15 protein-coding genes and 1 tRNA gene are annotated in these 17,283 nt (G+C 58.6%); 11 read left to right on the forward strand and 5 right to left on the reverse strand.

Annotation, left to right across the window (positions count from 1 at the left end; translation table 11 throughout):
• Nucleotides 1-13 precede the first annotated feature (13 nt).
• Nucleotides 14-1,963 carry a 4Fe-4S binding protein gene (locus BM347_RS02580; RefSeq protein ID WP_093915385.1) on the reverse strand — a complete coding sequence of 650 codons (1,950 nt, stop codon included), beginning with the start codon at nucleotides 1,961-1,963 and terminating at the stop codon, nucleotides 14-16.
• Nucleotides 1,964-2,250: 287 nt separating this feature from the next.
• Here BM347_RS02580 and BM347_RS02585 point away from each other — a divergent pair, with 287 nt between their 5' ends.
• The 9 genes from BM347_RS02585 to BM347_RS02620 all read left to right on the forward strand — a co-directional run bounded on the left by BM347_RS02585 (nucleotide 2,251) and on the right by BM347_RS02620 (nucleotide 10,223).
• Complete coding sequence (locus tag BM347_RS02585; protein WP_093914841.1) at nucleotides 2,251-2,817, forward strand: DUF3305 domain-containing protein; 567 nt, start codon at nucleotides 2,251-2,253, stop codon at nucleotides 2,815-2,817.
• Nucleotides 2,814-3,419, forward strand: a complete 606-nt coding sequence (locus tag BM347_RS02590) for a DUF3306 domain-containing protein (RefSeq protein WP_093914842.1) — start codon at nucleotides 2,814-2,816, stop codon at nucleotides 3,417-3,419. Before BM347_RS02585 ends, BM347_RS02590 begins: the two co-directional genes overlap by 4 nt.
• Nucleotides 3,416-4,030 carry a TorD/DmsD family molecular chaperone gene (locus BM347_RS02595; RefSeq protein WP_093914843.1) on the forward strand — a complete coding sequence of 205 codons (615 nt, stop codon included), beginning with the start codon at nucleotides 3,416-3,418 and terminating at the stop codon, nucleotides 4,028-4,030. Before BM347_RS02590 ends, BM347_RS02595 begins: the two co-directional genes overlap by 4 nt.
• 54 nt (nucleotides 4,031-4,084) lie before the next feature.
• The gene (locus tag BM347_RS02600) at nucleotides 4,085-4,276 is read left to right on the forward strand and encodes a twin-arginine translocation pathway signal protein (protein ID WP_093914844.1); all 192 of its coding nucleotides are present in this window, start codon (nucleotides 4,085-4,087) and stop codon (nucleotides 4,274-4,276) included.
• A 100-nt stretch (nucleotides 4,277-4,376) separates the two neighbouring features.
• A complete protein-coding gene (locus BM347_RS02605) occupies nucleotides 4,377-7,376 on the forward strand; it encodes a formate dehydrogenase subunit alpha (protein WP_093914845.1) in 3,000 nt (999 codons plus the stop codon).
• Between the two features lie 12 nt (nucleotides 7,377-7,388).
• Nucleotides 7,389-7,982, forward strand: coding sequence for a formate dehydrogenase FDH3 subunit beta (gene fdh3B / locus BM347_RS02610; RefSeq protein WP_093914846.1), 594 nt, complete (start codon nucleotides 7,389-7,391; stop codon nucleotides 7,980-7,982).
• An 80-nt stretch (nucleotides 7,983-8,062) separates the two neighbouring features.
• Nucleotides 8,063-9,277, forward strand: coding sequence for a formate dehydrogenase subunit gamma (locus BM347_RS02615; protein ID WP_093914847.1), 1,215 nt, complete (start codon nucleotides 8,063-8,065; stop codon nucleotides 9,275-9,277).
• 1 nt (nucleotide 9,278) lies between these two features.
• On the forward strand, nucleotides 9,279-9,410 hold the full coding sequence (locus BM347_RS17750; protein WP_281247830.1) for a hypothetical protein: 132 nt from the start codon (nucleotides 9,279-9,281) through the stop codon (nucleotides 9,408-9,410).
• A 102-nt stretch (nucleotides 9,411-9,512) separates the two neighbouring features.
• Nucleotides 9,513-10,223 carry a 3-keto-5-aminohexanoate cleavage protein gene (locus BM347_RS02620; protein WP_093914848.1) on the forward strand — a complete coding sequence of 237 codons (711 nt, stop codon included), beginning with the start codon at nucleotides 9,513-9,515 and terminating at the stop codon, nucleotides 10,221-10,223.
• Between the two features lie 14 nt (nucleotides 10,224-10,237).
• Here BM347_RS02620 and BM347_RS02625 read toward each other — a convergent pair.
• From BM347_RS02625 to speB, 4 genes are all read right to left on the reverse strand, one after another.
• Nucleotides 10,238-10,311, reverse strand: a tRNA-Gly gene (locus BM347_RS02625).
• A 43-nt stretch (nucleotides 10,312-10,354) separates the two neighbouring features.
• On the reverse strand, nucleotides 10,355-11,191 hold the full coding sequence (locus BM347_RS02630; protein ID WP_093914849.1) for a class I SAM-dependent methyltransferase: 837 nt from the start codon (nucleotides 11,189-11,191) through the stop codon (nucleotides 10,355-10,357).
• Nucleotides 11,192-11,213: 22 nt separating this feature from the next.
• Nucleotides 11,214-13,253, reverse strand: coding sequence for an ASKHA domain-containing protein (locus BM347_RS02635; RefSeq protein WP_093914850.1), 2,040 nt, complete (start codon nucleotides 13,251-13,253; stop codon nucleotides 11,214-11,216).
• Between the two features lie 170 nt (nucleotides 13,254-13,423).
• Nucleotides 13,424-14,380 (reverse strand): agmatinase, encoded by a 957-nt coding sequence (gene speB, locus BM347_RS02645; protein WP_093914852.1) that lies wholly within the window; start codon nucleotides 14,378-14,380, stop codon nucleotides 13,424-13,426.
• A 148-nt stretch (nucleotides 14,381-14,528) separates the two neighbouring features.
• Between speB and guaB the strand changes: the two genes are divergently transcribed.
• Nucleotides 14,529-15,977: an IMP dehydrogenase gene (gene guaB, locus BM347_RS02650; protein WP_093915386.1), complete on the forward strand. Its 1,449-nt coding sequence runs from the start codon at nucleotides 14,529-14,531 to the stop codon at nucleotides 15,975-15,977.
• A gap of 46 nt (nucleotides 15,978-16,023) precedes the next feature.
• Nucleotides 16,024-17,181 (forward strand): RsmB/NOP family class I SAM-dependent RNA methyltransferase, encoded by a 1,158-nt coding sequence (locus tag BM347_RS02655; RefSeq protein WP_093914853.1) that lies wholly within the window; start codon nucleotides 16,024-16,026, stop codon nucleotides 17,179-17,181.
• The last annotated feature ends 102 nt before the right edge of the window (nucleotides 17,182-17,283 follow it).

The raw sequence follows: 17,283 nt of genomic DNA on the forward strand, positions 1-17,283 counted from the left end.
CTGGCTTGCAAAATCAGTGATCCTTGCGCTTTGACAGATAATCATCGGTGGTGCGCGGGCGGGGGCGTTCGGCACCTGAAAACGGGTTGTTCTGGGAATGATACTGCGCATTGATGCGGCAGCCGTCACACATCTGGATCATCCGCGCCGTGTCGGAATTGGCGAACATCGAATGCTTTCCGGCCAGTTTCTCGACGATCTTTTCAACGGTGGATTTAACCCCGAACAGCGTCCCACATTCCACGCAGGCAAAGGGTTCTTCTTCGTTCAAGACCACCTGTTGCAGGGCGGTTTCGGTCAGGTTGAGCTGCGGCTCTAGCGTGATGGCGTTTTCGGGGCAGACATTGGCGCAAAGCCCGCATTGCAGACACGCGTCTTCCTGAAAACGTAGTTGCGGCATGTCAGGATTATCGCCAAGGGCACCTGACGGGCACAAAGACACGCAGGCCAGACATAAGGTGCAAGCGTCTGTATCGACCAGAACCGCGCCATAGGGGGCATCGATGGGCAGCGGTAGAACCTTTTGATCTGGGTTCAACGCCTTAGCCGCCAAACGCGCGACCTGCCGACGGCTGCCGATGGGTAGGATCGGCTCGACCGTGGGGGGGATGGGCGCGCGGTCAAACAGATGGTCTGACAGCGCATCAGGGTCAGCGATGTCCAGTAACATGGATTGACCCGGCGCAATCGCATCCGCCAGCGCAAGCTGCGGGTCAAGGGCGTCGCGTTCGGTTTTCGGCCCCAACAGGATATCGACGTGGCTGAAGCCACTGGATAGCGCCGCGAGCATCTCGGAATGGCCAAAGCCGGACAGGGCGCTGACCTCCATCGGGATCACATGGGCGGGCAGGCCACGCCCAAAGCGGGCAGCCAGCTCGATCATTTCAGCGCCGTGATCATCATGGACCAACAGGGCCGCGTTCTCTCCTCCCGACATGCGATAGTTGCGTGCCAGCGTGCTGATCCGGCGGAACATGTGGTCAGGGCCGGGCACGTCATAGCTGATGGCACCAGAGGGGCAGACGGCACTACAGGCACCGCATCCAGCGCAAATCATCGGGTCAATGCTGACGGTTTCGCCTGCAGACAGGATGGCACCCGTGGGGCAGACGTTCAGGCAATTCGAACAGGCGGGTTGTTCGGCACGGGAATGGGCACAGAGCGTCGGCTCCATGCGGATATAAAGTGGTTTTTCAAAGGTGCCGACAATCTGGCTGGCGGCCAGAACAGCATCGGCGACGGCAGTCTGGCTACCCGGGTCGGCGCGCAGATAGCCGTCGCGTTTTTCGGGCGCGGGGAACAGCGGCTGGCCACCGGTCAGATCAAGGATCACATCGCATTGCGACACAGCACCGTCTTGCGGATCGGTCAGGGCAGGGGTGCCACGGCCACCGGCAAGGCTTTGTTGAAACTGATCAATGCGAATGTCGAACTGCCCCAAGGTGCCGCTGGCACCGCGTAGGGTGCCAATCACGATATCATAGGCGGGTGTGGGCAAAAATGCGCTGCCCGGTGCCAGCAGCACGGTTACGGCCAGCGCGTCAGATAATTTTTCAGCCGCTGCGATGGCGGCGTCTTCACCACCGATGATCAGGCAGGTGCCTTCGCTGATGATATCGATTGATTTTGGCGACGGCGGGGCCAGCATTGCGTCGGCAATCAGCGCGGCCATCTTGGGTGTGGTATCATCGCCATCGGCGGTCCAGCCCGCGCGGTCGCGAATATCGACACATAGGGGTTCATCGGCGTTCAGCTCTTCGGCCAATGCGGCAAAACGGGGGGCTTCTTGGGCGCAGGCAATGACCACATCACCGGCCGAGATCGCCTTAGCCGCGGTTTCGATCTGCGTGGTGCACAGGCTTGTGTGGCATCCCGAACAGCTCAATCCGGTTGCTTCGCCCAAGGCTTTGAAATCGACCTGCTGTGAGCCGAGACAATCACAAACCAACAACGTTTTCGTCATGATATCCCCTTGTGCCGATTGTGGATCGTGCTTCAGGTAGTCAGGAAATGGGCCCACAGTAAACCGCAAATCTGGTTTCTGTGTGGGTCGGGGCCTAATGCAGGTGCAGCATCACCCGAGCTGAATAATATTTATGTGCAATCACTTAACCGCATTAACCAGTAATCATTGATGTCTGTGGATGCCGCGTCGCGGCATAACAACCGCGTGAAGGGAAATATCAAAAAAACCTTTGTCGTTTTCAAAGTTTTGCGTCACCATAAGGGCAGCCAAACGAGGGGATTTAATTGCCGCGTAGCCATCCAAATTCAGTGACCATTCCGGTTGGTGTCGTTGTTCGACGCACGCCTGGGGTTACGCGTTGGGCAAAATATGCCTGGACGGTCACAGATATTTTGCCGGGCGCAGCACCTGCTGATTGGAAGGTTCTAAGGTCTGAAGGCGACGTTACCGAATACCACGCGGCGACCCTGCCACTTACGTTATATGTCCCTGATGCCGAGGCCTACGCGCATGAATTGCAGGCCCGCATCCCGTCGATCTATACGGTGCTACGCCCCAATGCAGAAAGCGGCGGCGTGCCGTGGTCTGTCGCCCTTGTGACGGCATCCCCCTACGAGGCACAGGATTACTGCGATTCTGCCGAAGAGTTGGTCGAAAAGCTGCCAATGCCGCATGGGTTGCACGCATTGATCGTTGAATTCGTGGATAAACACTACGAGGAAGAGGCCTTTGTGAAGCGTCGCCGTAAAAACGCGCGGGTGGATCAGACCGATGATGGTATAGGCGATGCCCGTATCCGCCAGACCACCGATGTGTACCGCGCCCCGCGCCGCCGCGAGGTGGCCAATTGACCTCAACGCTTTCATCATGGTCCCGCAGACGTGCCGCCGTCGCCGCCGAAGAGGCCGCGCTGAAGCGCGAAGCCGATGATGCCATTGTTGCAGAGCAGCAGGCGGAGCTGGCCGAGAAAACCGATGCCGAGATTTTAGAGGAGCTGGGCCTGCCGGATCCTGATGCGCTGGTTCTGGGTGATAACGTTAAGGCATTCATGGTTAAGACCGTCCCGCAACACCTGCGCAACCGGGCGCTGCGATCCCTATGGCGGAGCAATCCCGTTCTGGCCTGCGTTGACGGGTTGAATGACTATGACGATGATTACCTGACCGGCAGCACGGGGCAGGGGCCGATCAAGACCGGTTATCAAGTTGGCAAAGGCATGTTGGCGCATCTGCTCGAGATGGAGCGCCAAGCGGCCGCGCCTGCCGAGGCCGCGTTGGTGGATGCTGACGGCACCGATGAAGACGAAGAGGTGCTGGTGGTGGAGGGTGAGGTGATCGCCGCCACGGACGAGGTATCGGTTGATGACGCCCAAGTCGAAGAGGCCGAAGACATCGAACAAACCGCGCCGACCCGCCGCCGTATGCAATTTCGTTTCGAAGGGCAAAGCACATGAATGTGGCCGCAACATTGCCTGAAGTCACCCAAGAGGACCGCCTGCGCGCCGATCTGTACAACTATCTTGGGGTGATGCTGTCCGGGCCGCCCGATCAGATGTTGCTGGATCAAACCGCAAACCTTGAGGGCGACGAGACTCCATTGGGCCAAGCGATCCAAGGGCTGGCGCGCGTGGCCAAGGTATCGCGGCCAAAATCGGTGCGCACAGAGTTCAACGCTTTGTTTATCGGGCTAGGGCGTGGCGAATTGCTGCCCTATGCCAGCTATTATCTGACCGGGTTTTTGAACGAAAAACCGCTGGCGAATTTGCGCAAGACCATGGCCAGCCTCGGGATGACCCGCGCCCAAGATGTGTTCGAACCCGAAGACAACATCGCATCCTTGATGGAGATGATGGCCGGCATGATCGTCGGGCGGTTTGGTCGCGTGGCCACAATCAGCGAACAACAACAGTTTTTTAACGCACATATCGGCAGTTGGGCAGCGCATTATTTTGCCGATCTGCAAGCTGCCAAATCATCAGTTCTATACGCGTCTGTGGGGGCCGTTGGCGCGGCCTTTATGGATATCGAACGCGAAGCATTCCGCATGACCAAAGCTGAACGGTAATGCGTAACATGTCGGTGGGGACGCCCGCCGGTTAACTTGAAGGGAAGGTACCAAATGACCGACAAGACAAAAGGCGCAAGCCGCCGCGACTTTCTGAAATTTGCAGGCACAGCTGCACCCGCGGCCGCCGCCGCAATTGTTGCCGGCGGGGCAACGGGGGCCGAAGCACAACCGGCAGACCTGTCATCCGAGACCATGCAGGATACCGCGCACACCCGCGCCTATCTGGAAAGCACACGTTTCTAGTTTCTAATAGCCAACTCAACACCGGTGACGGGCCTGACATGCCAACGCGGTGAGCGACGTAGAATTCTCCGGCTGATGCTGGAAAAAGGGGAGAAATACCATGCTGAGGAAAAAGACCAACGGGTATACACGCAGATCAGGCCGCGCGCCGATCGTCGTGAACAACGGCAATAGTACGATTGACCGACGCGGGTTTCTGCGCGGATCGGGCCTTGCCATTGGCGGGCTAACGGCCATCGCCGCCACGGGTGGTTCCGTTACCAAAGCGACTGCCCAAACCGCTGCGACCCGCGCGGTTGAGACGGTTAAATCGGTATGTACCCACTGTTCCGTCGGTTGCACCGTGATTGCCGAGGTCGATAATGGCGTCTGGACGGGGCAGGAACCCGGCTGGGACAGCCCGTTCAACCTAGGTGCGCATTGTGCCAAAGGGGCATCGGTACGTGAACATGCCCATGGCGAACGTCGCCTGAAATATCCGATGAAAAAAGAAGGCGGCGAATGGGTTCGCATCAGCTGGGAGCAGGCGATCAACGAGATCGGCGACGGCATGATGAAAATCCGCGACGAAAGCGGGCCGGATTCGGTGTACTGGCTGGGCAGCGCCAAGCATAACAACGAACAGGCCTACCTGTTCCGCAAGTTTGCGGCCTATTGGGGCACCAACAACGTCGACCATCAGGCGCGTATCTGCCATTCAACCACGGTTGCGGGTGTTGCGAACACCTGGGGCTACGGTGCCATGACCAACAGCTATAATGACATCCACAACAGCAAGGCGATTTTTGTCATCGGGGGCAACCCGGCGGAGGCACACCCGGTATCGCTGCTGCATCTGCTGAAGGCCAAGGAACAAAACAACGCGCCGCTGATCGTATGCGACCCGCGCTTCACCCGCACGGCGGCCCATGCTGACGAATATGTGCGCTTCCGGCCCGGATCGGACGTGGCGCTTGTCTGGGGTATCCTGTGGCACATCTTTGAAAACGGATGGGAAGACAAAGAATTCATCCGCACCCGTGTCTGGGGCATGGACGAGATCAAGACCGAAGTGGCCAAATGGACGCCGGACGAGGTTGAGCGTGTCACAGGTACACCCGGTGTCCAGCTTGAGCGTGTGGCGCGGACCTTGGTTAACAACCGCCCGGGCACCGTGATCTGGTGTATGGGTGGCACGCAGCACACCAATGGTAACAACAACACGCGCGCCTACTGCATCTTGCAGCTTGCACTTGGCAACATGGGCACCGCAGGCGGCGGCACCAATATTTTCCGCGGCCACGACAACGTACAGGGTGCGACTGACCTTGGCGTTCTGGCTGATACATTGCCGGGGTATTACGGTCTTTCCGCCGGTGCCTGGGCCCACTGGGCGCGGGTGTGGGAAGAAGACCTAGATTACCTCAAAGGACGGTTCAGCAGTGAGACCGTTGGCGATACGCCAATGATGAACCTGACCGGTATCCCCGTAAGTCGTTGGATTGACGGCGTTTTGGAAGAGGCCGAAGACCTCGACCAGCCCGATAGCACACGGGCGATGGTTTTGTGGGGCCATGCGCCGAACTCTCAGACCCGTCAAAAAGAAATGAAAACGGCGATGGAAAAGCTCGACATGCTGGTCGTGGTCGATCCCTATCCGACAGTGTCCGCCGTGCTGCAAGACCGCAGCGACGGGGTGTACCTGCTGCCGGCCTGTACGCAGTTTGAAACGCGCGGTTCTGTGACGGCGTCCAACCGGTCGCTGCAATGGCGCGACAAGGTGGTTGATCCGCTGTTTGAATCGCTGCCCGATCACACGATCATCGCAATGTTTGCCGAAAAATTCGGTTTCCACGACAAAATCTTCCGCAACATCGCAATCGATGAAGGTGGTGAGCCAAACGTCGAGGACATCACCCGCGAGTTTAACCGTGGTATGTGGACCATCGGCTATACGGGCCAAAGCCCCGAGCGGATGAAGATGCACATGGCCAATCAACACACCTTCGATCGCACAACCTTGCGGGCGAATGGCGGGCCGGCCGATGGCGATTTTTACGGGATGCCATGGCCGTCTTGGGGCACAGCCGAGATGAACCACCCCGGCACGGCGAACCTATATGATATGTCGCTGCCGGTGGCCAAGGGCGGGCTGACCTTCCGCGCCCGTTTCGGTGTGGAACGCGACGGCGATAACCTGCTGGCCGAGGGTGTATTCTCGGCTGGGTCCGAGATCGAGGACGGCTACCCCGAGTTCACCATGCAAATGCTGCGTGATCTGGGTTGGGACGGTGACCTGACCGACGAAGAACGCGCATCGATCAATTTTGTTGCGGGCTTCCCTGATGGCGATCCGAATATGGGCAACGCATCGGATGACGGTGGTGCCAATGAAGAAGTCGGTGAAACCTCGCAGACTGGTGAAATTCCATCAGATTACGTCAAAAAGACGGGCGGCGTGAACTGGAAGACCGACCTTTCCGGCGGTATTCAGCGGGTCGCAATTGCCCATGGCTGTGCGCCCTTTGGCAACGCCAAGGCCCGCGCCGTGGTCTGGACTTTCCCCGATCCGGTGCCAATCCACCGCGAGCCGCTGTATTCGAACCGGCGCGATCTGGTGGCCGATTACCCGACTTATGAGGATAAAAAATTCTGGCGGGTCCCCACCATGTATGCCTCGATCCAGGAGAAGGATTTCTCGGGGGATTATCCGATCATCCTGACCTCTGGTCGTTTGGTTGAATACGAGGGGGGCGGCGACGAGAGCCGTTCAAACCCGTGGCTGGCCGAACTCCAACAAGACATGTTTGTCGAAATTAACACACGGGATGCCAACAATCTGGGCGTCCGTGACGGGCAGCAAGTCTGGGTCGAAGGCCCCGAAGGTGGCAAGGTCAAAGTGATGGCCATGGTCACCGAGCGGGTCGGCGAAGGTGTGGCGTTCATGCCGTTCCACTTTGGCGGACATCTGGAAGGTGTTGATCTGAGGGATAAATATCCCGAAGGGGCCGATCCATATGTCTTGGGCGAAAGCTCCAACACCGCGCAAACCTATGGCTATGACAGTGTAACCCAGATGCAAGAGACCAAGGCTACTCTTTGCAAAATCTGGACAGCGTAAGGGAGAGATAAGATGGCTAGAGCAAAATTCCTCTGCGACGCTGAACGCTGCATCGAATGCAACGCCTGCGTTACCGCCTGTAAAAACGAACATGAAGTGCCATGGGGCATCAACCGCCGTAAGGTTGTCACGATCAACGATGGCAAACCCGGCGAACGGTCGATCTCGGTCGCCTGTATGCACTGCTCGGACGCACCTTGTATGGCGGTTTGTCCCACCGACTGTTTCTATCAAACAGACGACGGTGTGGTGCTGCACTCAAAAGACCTGTGCATCGGCTGCGGCTACTGCTTTTACGCATGCCCCTTTGGTGCGCCGCAGTACCCCCAAGCGGGCAACTTCGGGTCGCGCGGGAAAATGGACAAATGTACCTTCTGTGCCGGTGGCCCCGAAGAAAACAACTCCACCGCCGAATTCCAGAAATACGGGCGCAACCGCATCGCCGAAGGCAAACTGCCGATCTGCGCCGAGATGTGTTCAACCAAGGCGTTGCTTGCCGGTGACGGCGATGTCGTCTCGGGCATCTACCGCGAACGGGTTGTGGCACGGGGCTTTGGCTCCGGCGCATGGGGCTGGGGCACCGCCTATGAACAAAAGGGCGGCTAACTGCCCGTTATGATATGACAATCATAGGGGCGGCCTGTTACGGGACCGCCCTTATTTGATCCGCCAAAAGGGATATAACGATGTCGCGCTTCATTGCCGTTTTCTTGATTTGCCTGCCCGTTTTGCTGGGTCTGTCCGCTGGGTCGGAGGCCGACGCGCAAACCAATGTACCGCCTCAAACCAGCACGGTTGATAGCAACCCTGCCGTGTCCAAGCTGGATGACATCTTGCGGCGGCAAGAGGGGCTGAAAACCGCAGACGATGTGATCCGCGCGAATGAAACGGGCGATCCGGATGCCGCCATGCCCACCACCGACCAATTGGGCACCCTTGGCGGGGCGTCTGACGCCGATCTGTGGCGCGCCTTCCGCTTTGGCAAGGCTGACATCACCACCCAGGCGCGCGTGCCTGCGGCCACGACCCTGATTCAAGACGGCGGCATGTGGTGGCTCGACTTTCGTCGTGGCCCCCTGCAAACGATTGCGATTTACCTGCTGGGCGGCACCTTGCTGGCGCTGGCACTGTTCTATCTGATCCGGGGCCGTATCCGCATCGAGGGCGAAAAAACCGGGCGGACGCTGCTGCGGTTTCAGGCCTTTGAACGCTTTGGCCACTGGATGCTGGCATCGTCCTTTGTGCTGCTCGGGGTGACGGGCCTGATTTCCTTGTTTGGCCGCACCGTGCTGATCCCCGCCTTTGGTCACGAGGCGTTTTCATCCGTCGCGATTGTCTGCAAATGGGTGCATAACAACGTGTCATGGGCCTTTATGATCGCGCTGATATTCGTGTTCATCATATGGGTCGTCCACAATATCCCCGACCGCACAGACCTGCGCTGGCTGGCAAAGGGTGGCGGGTTGATCGGGGGCGGCCACCCGCCTGCGAAAAAGTTCAACGCGGGCCAAAAGCTGATTTTCTGGGCGGTGATCCTGCTGGGCGGGTCGATTTCTCTCTTCGGTTTATCCTTGCTTTTCCCGTTTGAATTCAACCTCTTCGGTCATACGTTTTCGTGGCTGAACGGCTTGGGCGCGCCGGGATGGTTCGGATTTGCCGATCTGCCATACCCGCTCGCTCCGCAAGAGGAAATGCAATACGCCCAACTGTGGCACGCGCTGATCAGCCTGATCCTGACCGCGATTATTTTCGCACATATCTATCTAGGCTCCATCGGCATGGAAGGCGCGTTTGATGCCATGGGCAAGGGCGAAGTCGAAGAACAATGGGCCCGCGAACATCACAGCATCTGGGCCGAAGAAGTCGCCGGACCAAAACCCGCAGCACGCAAGGAGCCATAACATGAAAGCGTTTCTAACCGCCGTCGTCGCCATGGTTGTCATTGCTGCGGGGGCCTATCAGATTTTAGAGGTTATCAACGTGTCCACGGCCAAAGCGGGCACGTCGTCAGAGAACGTGCGCCTGTCCGATTAGGGGGCTGTAATGCCCTAGAACGTCAGAAAATTATGTATACCCTAGCAATCAAAGTGATCACTTTGATTGCAGATGAAGTTCGCGTTCTATTGAGGGTATAAAATGATCATACAGGCATGTTTGAACGGGGCACGTCCAAAGGAATACCATCCGGCGCTACCGCTTACGATAGAGGCTATGATACGGGATGCGGCGGAGTGCGTTGCCGCAGGCGCGAACGAGCTGCACATTCACCCTCGCGGGCTCGACGAACGCGAAAGCCTTGCTGATGTGGACCCACTTATGCGCGGTATCCGTCAGGCCTGTCCGGGTACTCTGGTAGGGGTTTCGACTGGGGCTTGGATTGAGGATGACATTGAACTGACACGAGAACGGATCGCGGCGTGGTCGGTGCTTCCCGACTATGCATCCGTCAACCTTTCAGAAGCCGACGCACCAGCCATCTTTTCACTGCTTTCAAAGAAAGGCGTCGGTATCGAAGCCGGTCTCGCCACAGTCGCAGATGCGAAGCGGTTTGTGACCTTACCCGAGTGCCACAAGGTGTTTCGGGTATTGTTCGAAATCGAAGAGCAGGACTTGGACCGCGCCGAAGCCATCCTAGCTGGCATTGTCGCAGTATTGGAGGACGCGGGGATACACCGTTCTATCCTGCTACACGGTTTCGACGCCACAGTTTGGCATTTCGTGCGCAAGGCGCGCGTAAGAGGGTGGTCAACTCGTGTCGGGCTTGAAGATGGACGTTTGTTACAAGACCAATCAGTGGCACCTTCCAACGCAAGCCTTGTCGCCGAAGCGGTAGCACTGTGGAACTGACCTTGATTTCGGCTTGGAGCGGGTAACGAGAATCGAACTCGTAACTAAAGCTTGGGAAGCTGCCGTGATACCTTTTCACCATACCCGCGCGCCGTGGACCTGATTTAGGTCGTGGCGCACAAGGCGTCAAGTCAGGACTTGCGGGCGGTGAAAAAGTTAATCTCGGCGGGGATGGCGTGGTTGTCAAATTGCCCAAAGGCATCGGTCATTGTGGCCTGAATGCGGGCTTGGGCGGGCAGGTCTGCGTCGAAATGTTTGATTGTCCCTGCGGCAGGGCCGACATGCATGGACAGCGCAGCGACGTCGGCTGCACCGCCGGGCAGGGTGAATTGCATGCTCTCGGCCGAACCGTCGATATCCGTGAACCCCGCGCGGTCCAGCATCGCGCATGTTTTGGTTAGATCACGCAGGGCAAAGGGGCCGGGGGCGTCCGGGTCGGTCTTCGGCGGCGCGCCCAGTTCGGCCTTGGCAATCTGGGCGGCCAGCGTGAACCACGGGTTCGCAGGGATTTGCCCCCATGTGGCAAAGCTAAGCGTGGCACCGGGTTTCATCGCCCGGCCAATGTTTTCAAACGCGGCCTGCGTATCGGCAAAAAACATCACCCCGAACCGCGAGATGACATAATCGAAATGCGCCGCCTTTAACGGGCTATCGGCGGCATCGGCCAATTCAATCTGGGTCCATGGCATTTGCGCCGTCCGTTCGCGCGCCCGTGCCACCATGGTGGCCGATATATCGACGGCAAGCACGTGGCCGTCCGGTCCGACGGCGCGCCCGGCCTGCACCGCTGACCCGCCCGTGCCGCAGCCGATGTCCAGAACACTTTGATTTGGCTGCAATCCTGCGCGGGCAATGACCCCGTCCAACACGGGGGCCAAGAATGCGTCCAGCGGTCCCTCATAGGTGACCCAGGTTGGCCCAGCGTTATTGGTCCAGAATTCCTCTTGGTCGTGGTTGGCAAGCGACATGGGTATTTATCCTTGGGCTTTGTTAACCGCGCCGACGGCGACGGCCACCCCCCGCACCATCGCCACCACCTGTGTTAAAGGTCGCGGTGGGCAGGGTGACAATACTGTTCAGGATCGGGAACGGTTCAACGGCATTGGGGATGGCCGAGGCGTTTACAAAATGCTCTTGAAAGCGTGGCTCGATCGCGGTCTCGATCTTGTGGATATTGCGCACGGTTTCTTCGATCTCCGCACGGCTGGCGCTGTTCAGCAGGGCAATCCGCGCGCCGGTGCCTGCGGCGTTCCCGGCTGATGTGACCTTGTCCAGCGGGGCGTCGGGGATCATCCCCAAAACCATCGCGTGCTTGGTGCTGATATGTGCGCCAAAGGCACCGGCCAGAACGACGCGGTCCACCTTATCGACGCCGAATTTATCCATCAGCAGGCGCGCACCTGAATACAGCGCGGCCTTGGCCATCTGGATTTCGCGGATATCGCGGTTGGTCACGGTGATCTTGGGACCACCATTGGCGGTGCCGTCATAGACCAGATAGGAATTGGTGCGTCCGTCGGCAAAAACCATAGGCGATCCGGTTTGCTCGGCAGTGCCGATCAGGCCGGGGGCGTCCACGATACCGTGAATGCGCATCTCGGCGACCATCTCGATAATGCCCGACCCGCAGATACCGGTCACACCGCTTGCGCCGATCTCGGCCTCGAACGCCGGATCATCCGACCACAGATCGCTGCCGATCACCTTGAAGCGCGCGATCTTGGTCACGGGGTCAATTTCGACCCGCTCAATCGCGCCGGGGGCGGCGCGTTGCCCGCTGCTGATCTGTGCGCCCTCGAATGCGGGGCCGGTGGGCGAGGAACAAGCCAGCACCTTCTCGCGGTTGCCCAGCAGGATTTCAGCGTTGGTGCCGACATCGACGACCAATACCAGATCGTCGGATTTATCCGGTGCCTCTGACAGCGCGACGGCGGCGGCATCGGCCCCCACATGGCCCGCAATACAAGGCAGGAAATAGATCCGCGCGGACGGATGAATGGTCAGGTCCAGCTCAACCGCGCGCATACGCAGCGCGTTGGATGTGGCCAAGGCGAAGGGGGCTTGCCCCAGCTCGAACGGATCAATGCCCAAAAACAGGTGGTGCATGACGGGGTTGCAGACGAAAACAGCATCCACGATCAGGCCCTTATCTACGCCACCCTCGGCGCAAATCTCGTCGAACAGGGTGTTCATGCCAGCACGCACCGCGCGGGTCATTTCATCCGCACCACCCTCGTTCATCATGGAATAGCTGACCCTGCTCATCAAATCCTCACCAAAGCGGATTTGCGGGTTCATCACACCTGAGGACGCGACAACCTCTCCGGTCTGCAAGTCGCACAGATGCGCGGCAATGGTGGTGGAGCCCAGATCGACGGCCAGCCCGTAAACCGTGCCCTCGTAAAACCCCGGCCACAGATGCATGATGCGGGGCGGGTTTTCATCATCGCCCAGATGCACGGCCACGGTGACTTTCCAATCGCCCTTGCGCAAAATCTTTTGCATCACCTGCAATATCTGCAAATCGGCCTTAACGTTCTCAAGCTCCCATTGATCCTTTAGTGCGGCGCATAGACGCTCCAGATCGCCAGAGGGATCATGCATGTCAGGTTCCTGCACCTCGACATAAAACAGCTTGGTTGACGGGTTCAGCACAATGTCGCGTGCCTCGGCCCGCTTGCGGACGACTTGTTTGTGCACCTGGCTTTCGGCGGGGACGTCAATCACCACATCGCCCATCACCTGCGCCTGACACCCCAGCCGTCGCCCGTCGATCAGGCCGCGCTTGTCCTGATACCGCTGCTCAACGCTGTTCCAGTCGCTTAGCGCGTCATCTTTTACCGTCACGCCATGTTTGGGAAATTGACCGTAGCCCGGGGTCACCTGACATTTTGAACATATCCCGCGCCCGCCACAGACCGAATCCAGATCCACGCCCAATTGACGTGCCGCTGTCAGAATGGGGGTGCCTTTCGCAAAATGGCCGCGCTTGCCCGAAGGCGTGAATACCACCAGTGGATCGTTGCTCATCAAATCAGTCCTCAAAACCTTTGCCGCAACATAGCGAAGGCTGCGCGAGACGAAAGCCAAGATACGTCGCAAAATGCCGCATCCGCGCCCTCGCTTCTCTGGCTTTCAAATATTCTGGGGTTCGGGGCAACGCCCCGTTCCACGCAAAGCCAAATAGAAACGCATAAACCTCAAGCCCCACGCGCATAAAAGATGAAGCCCAGAAAGTTCAACAACAGTTGCGCGGCCAGAATGGATGTCGATCCCGTGGGGTCATAATCCGGCGCGACCTCAACCAGATCAATTCCCACAATCTCGTGGCGTTTGGCGGCGGCTTGCAGCAGCTCCAAAACCTCGTAGTACAAGAACCCACCATGTGACGGCGTTCCAGTCCCCGGTGCAATCGACGGGCAAAACGCATCAATATCGATCGTCACATACAGCCGCGCACCCTCGGGCACATGAGCCAAGACGCCCATTGTCCCCATCTTGCGCGCTTGCCGGACCGAGATGATGTCAGACCCCATCGCGCGGGCATCGTCATAGCCTTCACGCGCGGTGGAGCTGACATTGCGGATGCCGACCTGCGTCAACCCGGTGACATAATCCTGCTCTGCTGCGCGGTGCATGGGGTTGCCGTGGCCATGGCGCACGCCGTGGCGTTCATCGACAAAATCCAGATGCGCATCGATCTGGAGAACATGAATGTCGCCTTGACCATCGAACGCGCGGATACAGGGGATGTTGATCGAATGATCGCCACCAATCACGACGGGCAGGGCACCGGCATCCAAAATCGCCCGCACGCCGGTTTCAATATTGGCATGGCTTTGTTCGGTGTCGGTATGCACGATGTCGGCATCGCCAATATCGACGATGTTCACGTCACCCGGCAGGTATACCGCATCATCTTCGTGGTCATAGGCCCCCGCGTGGCCAAAGCTGAACAGGGTCGATGCCTCGCGTACGCCGCGCGGGCCGAACCGTGCCCCTGCGCGCCATTGCGTGCCTGCATCAAAGGGGGCACCCAGAATGGCGACATCGGCGTCCAGCGCGGCCCAATCTGGCTGATAGGGGCGTTTACCAAAGGTCGAAATGCCCACAAAAGGCAGATCCAGCCTGCCGCCGTCATATCCGTGATTGGCCATAGTAACGCTCCGTTAAAACCTGTTCTCCGCAGCTTTGACCGAGCTATGCATATTTGCAATGGCGCTGCGCGGCAAATGGCCCTTTCCAATCGGCGTAATCCATGAAATAGGAAACCGCCAAATGAACCCATGCAAGCCGAGGTGCAAAATGGAGATTCGTGAGGCTCTGACCTTTGATGATGTACTACTGGTGCCAGCGGCATCTAGCGTGTTGCCGTCCACGGCTGACACACGCACCCATGTGACCAAATCGATCGCATTGAACATTCCGCTGCTCAGCTCGGCGATGGACACGGTGACCGAAGGGCGCATGGCGATTGCCATGGCCCAAGCGGGCGGCATGGGGGTGGTTCACCGCAACCTGACCATCGCCGAACAGGCCGAAGAGGTCCGCCGCGTCAAACGCTTTGAAAGCGGGATCGTATATAACCCGATCACCCTGCGGGCCAATCAAACCCTTGCCGATGCCAAGGCATTGCAGCAACGCTATAACGTCACCGGCTTTCCGGTGGTGGATGAAATGGGCCGGGTCGTGGGTATCGTGACCAACCGCGATATGCGCTTTGCCCGGGCGGACGATACGCCAGTACATCTGATGATGACTGTGGATAATCTGGCCATTTTGCACGAGCCTGCCGACCGGGAAGAAGCGATCAGCCTGATGAAGGCGCGCCGCATCGAAAAGCTGCTGGTGACCGATGATCAGGGCAAACTGACCGGGCTCCTGACCCTCAAAGACACGGAACAGGCCGTTTTGAACCCCACCGCCTGCAAGGATGACTTGGGCCGTTTGCGTGTGGCGGCGGCGACCACCACGGGCGATGCTGGGTTTGAGCGGTCTCAGGCGCTGGTGGACGCAGGCGTGGATATGATCGTTATCGACACGGCGCATGGGCATTCCGAAGGCGTGGCCATTGCGGTCGAGCGCGCCAAGAAGCTTAGCAACGAAGTACAAGTCGTGGCCGGCAACGTGGCCACGGGCGAGGCGACACGTGCCCTGATCGGTGCCGGTGCGGATGCGGTTAAGGTCGGCATCGGGCCGGGGTCGATCTGCACCACGCGCATGGTTGCCGGTGTCGGCGTGCCACAGCTGACGGCGATTATGGATTGCGCGAACGCGGCGGGCGACACGCCGGTCATTGCCGATGGCGGCATCAAATTCTCGGGTGATTTTGCCAAGGCCATCGCGGCGGGCGCGTCTTGTGCCATGGTCGGATCGATGATCGCAGGCACAGACGAATCCCCCGGTGAAGTCATTCTTTATCAAGGGCGTAGCTTTAAAAGCTATCGCGGTATGGGATCGCTCGGCGCGATGGCCAGCGGCTCTGCTGATCGGTATTTCCAGAAAGATGCGGCCAGCGACAAACTGGTCCCCGAAGGGATTGAGGGCCAAGTGGCCTATAAAGGCTCTGCCGCGACTGTGGTGCATCAAATGGTCGGCGGTTTGCGTGCGGCGATGGGCTATACCGGATGTGCAACAGTCGACGAGATGCGCAAGAATTGCTCATTCGTCAAAATCACCGGTGCGGGCCTGAAAGAAAGCCACGTGCATGACGTGCAGATCACCCGTGAAAGCCCGAACTACCGTATCGGGTAACGCTGATAAGGCACTGCTTTGAAAGGCAAATGAACGTGGCACTTACATGACCCCCGGCGCACGCGTCGCAGCGGCGATCGAGATTTTGAACACGATGTCTGACGGGCTTCCTGCTGAGCAGGCCCTGACACGTTGGGGGCGGGGGAACCGCTTTGCCGGATCCAAGGATCGCGCCGCAATACGCGATCATGTGTTTGACGTGCTGCGCCAGCGCCGGACTGCTGCGCATCTTGGCGGGGGCGAGACCGGGCGCGCTTTGATGATCGGGATATTGCGTGCACAACACGCTGATATCAATGGGCTTTTAAACGGGGTAGGGCATGCGCCTCAGCCTCTGACCGAGGCAGAGCAACCGCTGTCGGTCGCAGCTGAGGAGGCGGTGCATTGGAACCTGCCGGACTGGATTATTCCTCAGTTCAAAGCATCGCTTCAAGACCGGGTTGAAGCCGTTGCCCTTGCTCTTCAGGCGCGTGCGCCGATCACATTGCGGGTCAATATGGCCAAGACGACACCACAGGCCGCAGCGGTGGCCTTGGCCGAGCAGGGCATTGAAACACGGGCTAATCCACTGGCAGACACGGCGCTGACGGTAACCGCAGGAGAGCGTAAAATTCGCAATTCTGACAGCTACTTACAGGGAATGGTTGAACTGCAGGACGCGTCGAGCCAAGCAGTTGTTGCCGCCATACCACCTGCGGGCCGCGTTCTGGATTACTGTGCGGGCGGCGGTGGTAAATCACTGGCGCTGGCGGCGGGTCCGGCGACAGAAACCGCCGCGCATGATATTGACCCGCGGCGCATGCAGGATCTGCCAACCCGCGCTGCCCGTGCAGGCAGCTCTATTCGTCAGATCGAGACAGATAATTTGCGGAATGAAGCTCCCTTTGATGTGGTTTTATGCGATGCGCCGTGTTCAGGCAGCGGGGCATGGCGCCGCTCCCCCGAAGGAAAGTGGACGCTCTCAGCCACCCGACTGGAAGAGTTAACGCAGGTGCAGGACAGTATTTTGGACGCGGCAATACCGTTGACCGCCGCGAATGGATGTTTGGTGTACGCCACATGTTCGATACTTGCGTGTGAAAATGAAGATCGAATTAACGCCTTCTTACAGCGGCATCCTGATTGGTCGGTCGGGTTTCAAAAGCGGTTTGACACAAACGACGATGGCGACGGATTTTTCACAGCACACTTGAGGCGAAATTAGAACTGTGTATTGTCAACCTATACGTGTTTTTTGGGTTGTGCTGAGCTATTTCATCTTCCCTTAACCTTACTTCACGTAGATCGATGGTAAGTTCTATGTGCA

The sequence above is a fragment of the Sulfitobacter marinus genome (assembly GCF_900116285.1).
Classification (GTDB): Bacteria; Pseudomonadota; Alphaproteobacteria; order Rhodobacterales; family Rhodobacteraceae; genus Sulfitobacter; species Sulfitobacter marinus.

Coding starts and splice junctions, on each gene's coding strand:
- BM347_RS02580 (WP_093915385.1), bottom strand. CDS start 1,963: ATGACGAAAACGTTGTTGGTTTGTGATTGTCTCGGCTCACAGCAGGTC.
- BM347_RS02595 (WP_093914843.1), top strand. CDS start 3,416: ATGAATGTGGCCGCAACATTGCCTGAAGTCACCCAAGAGGACCGCCTG.
- BM347_RS02600 (WP_093914844.1), top strand. CDS start 4,085: ATGACCGACAAGACAAAAGGCGCAAGCCGCCGCGACTTTCTGAAATTT.
- BM347_RS02605 (WP_093914845.1), top strand. CDS start 4,377: ATGCTGAGGAAAAAGACCAACGGGTATACACGCAGATCAGGCCGCGCG.
- fdh3B (WP_093914846.1), top strand. CDS start 7,389: ATGGCTAGAGCAAAATTCCTCTGCGACGCTGAACGCTGCATCGAATGC.
- BM347_RS02615 (WP_093914847.1), top strand. CDS start 8,063: ATGTCGCGCTTCATTGCCGTTTTCTTGATTTGCCTGCCCGTTTTGCTG.
- BM347_RS17750 (WP_281247830.1), top strand. CDS start 9,279: ATGAAAGCGTTTCTAACCGCCGTCGTCGCCATGGTTGTCATTGCTGCG.
- BM347_RS02620 (WP_093914848.1), top strand. CDS start 9,513: ATGATCATACAGGCATGTTTGAACGGGGCACGTCCAAAGGAATACCAT.
- BM347_RS02630 (WP_093914849.1), bottom strand. CDS start 11,191: ATGTCGCTTGCCAACCACGACCAAGAGGAATTCTGGACCAATAACGCT.
- BM347_RS02635 (WP_093914850.1), bottom strand. CDS start 13,253: ATGAGCAACGATCCACTGGTGGTATTCACGCCTTCGGGCAAGCGCGGC.
- speB (WP_093914852.1), bottom strand. CDS start 14,380: ATGGCCAATCACGGATATGACGGCGGCAGGCTGGATCTGCCTTTTGTG.
- guaB (WP_093915386.1), top strand. CDS start 14,529: ATGGAGATTCGTGAGGCTCTGACCTTTGATGATGTACTACTGGTGCCA.
- BM347_RS02655 (WP_093914853.1), top strand. CDS start 16,024: ATGACCCCCGGCGCACGCGTCGCAGCGGCGATCGAGATTTTGAACACG.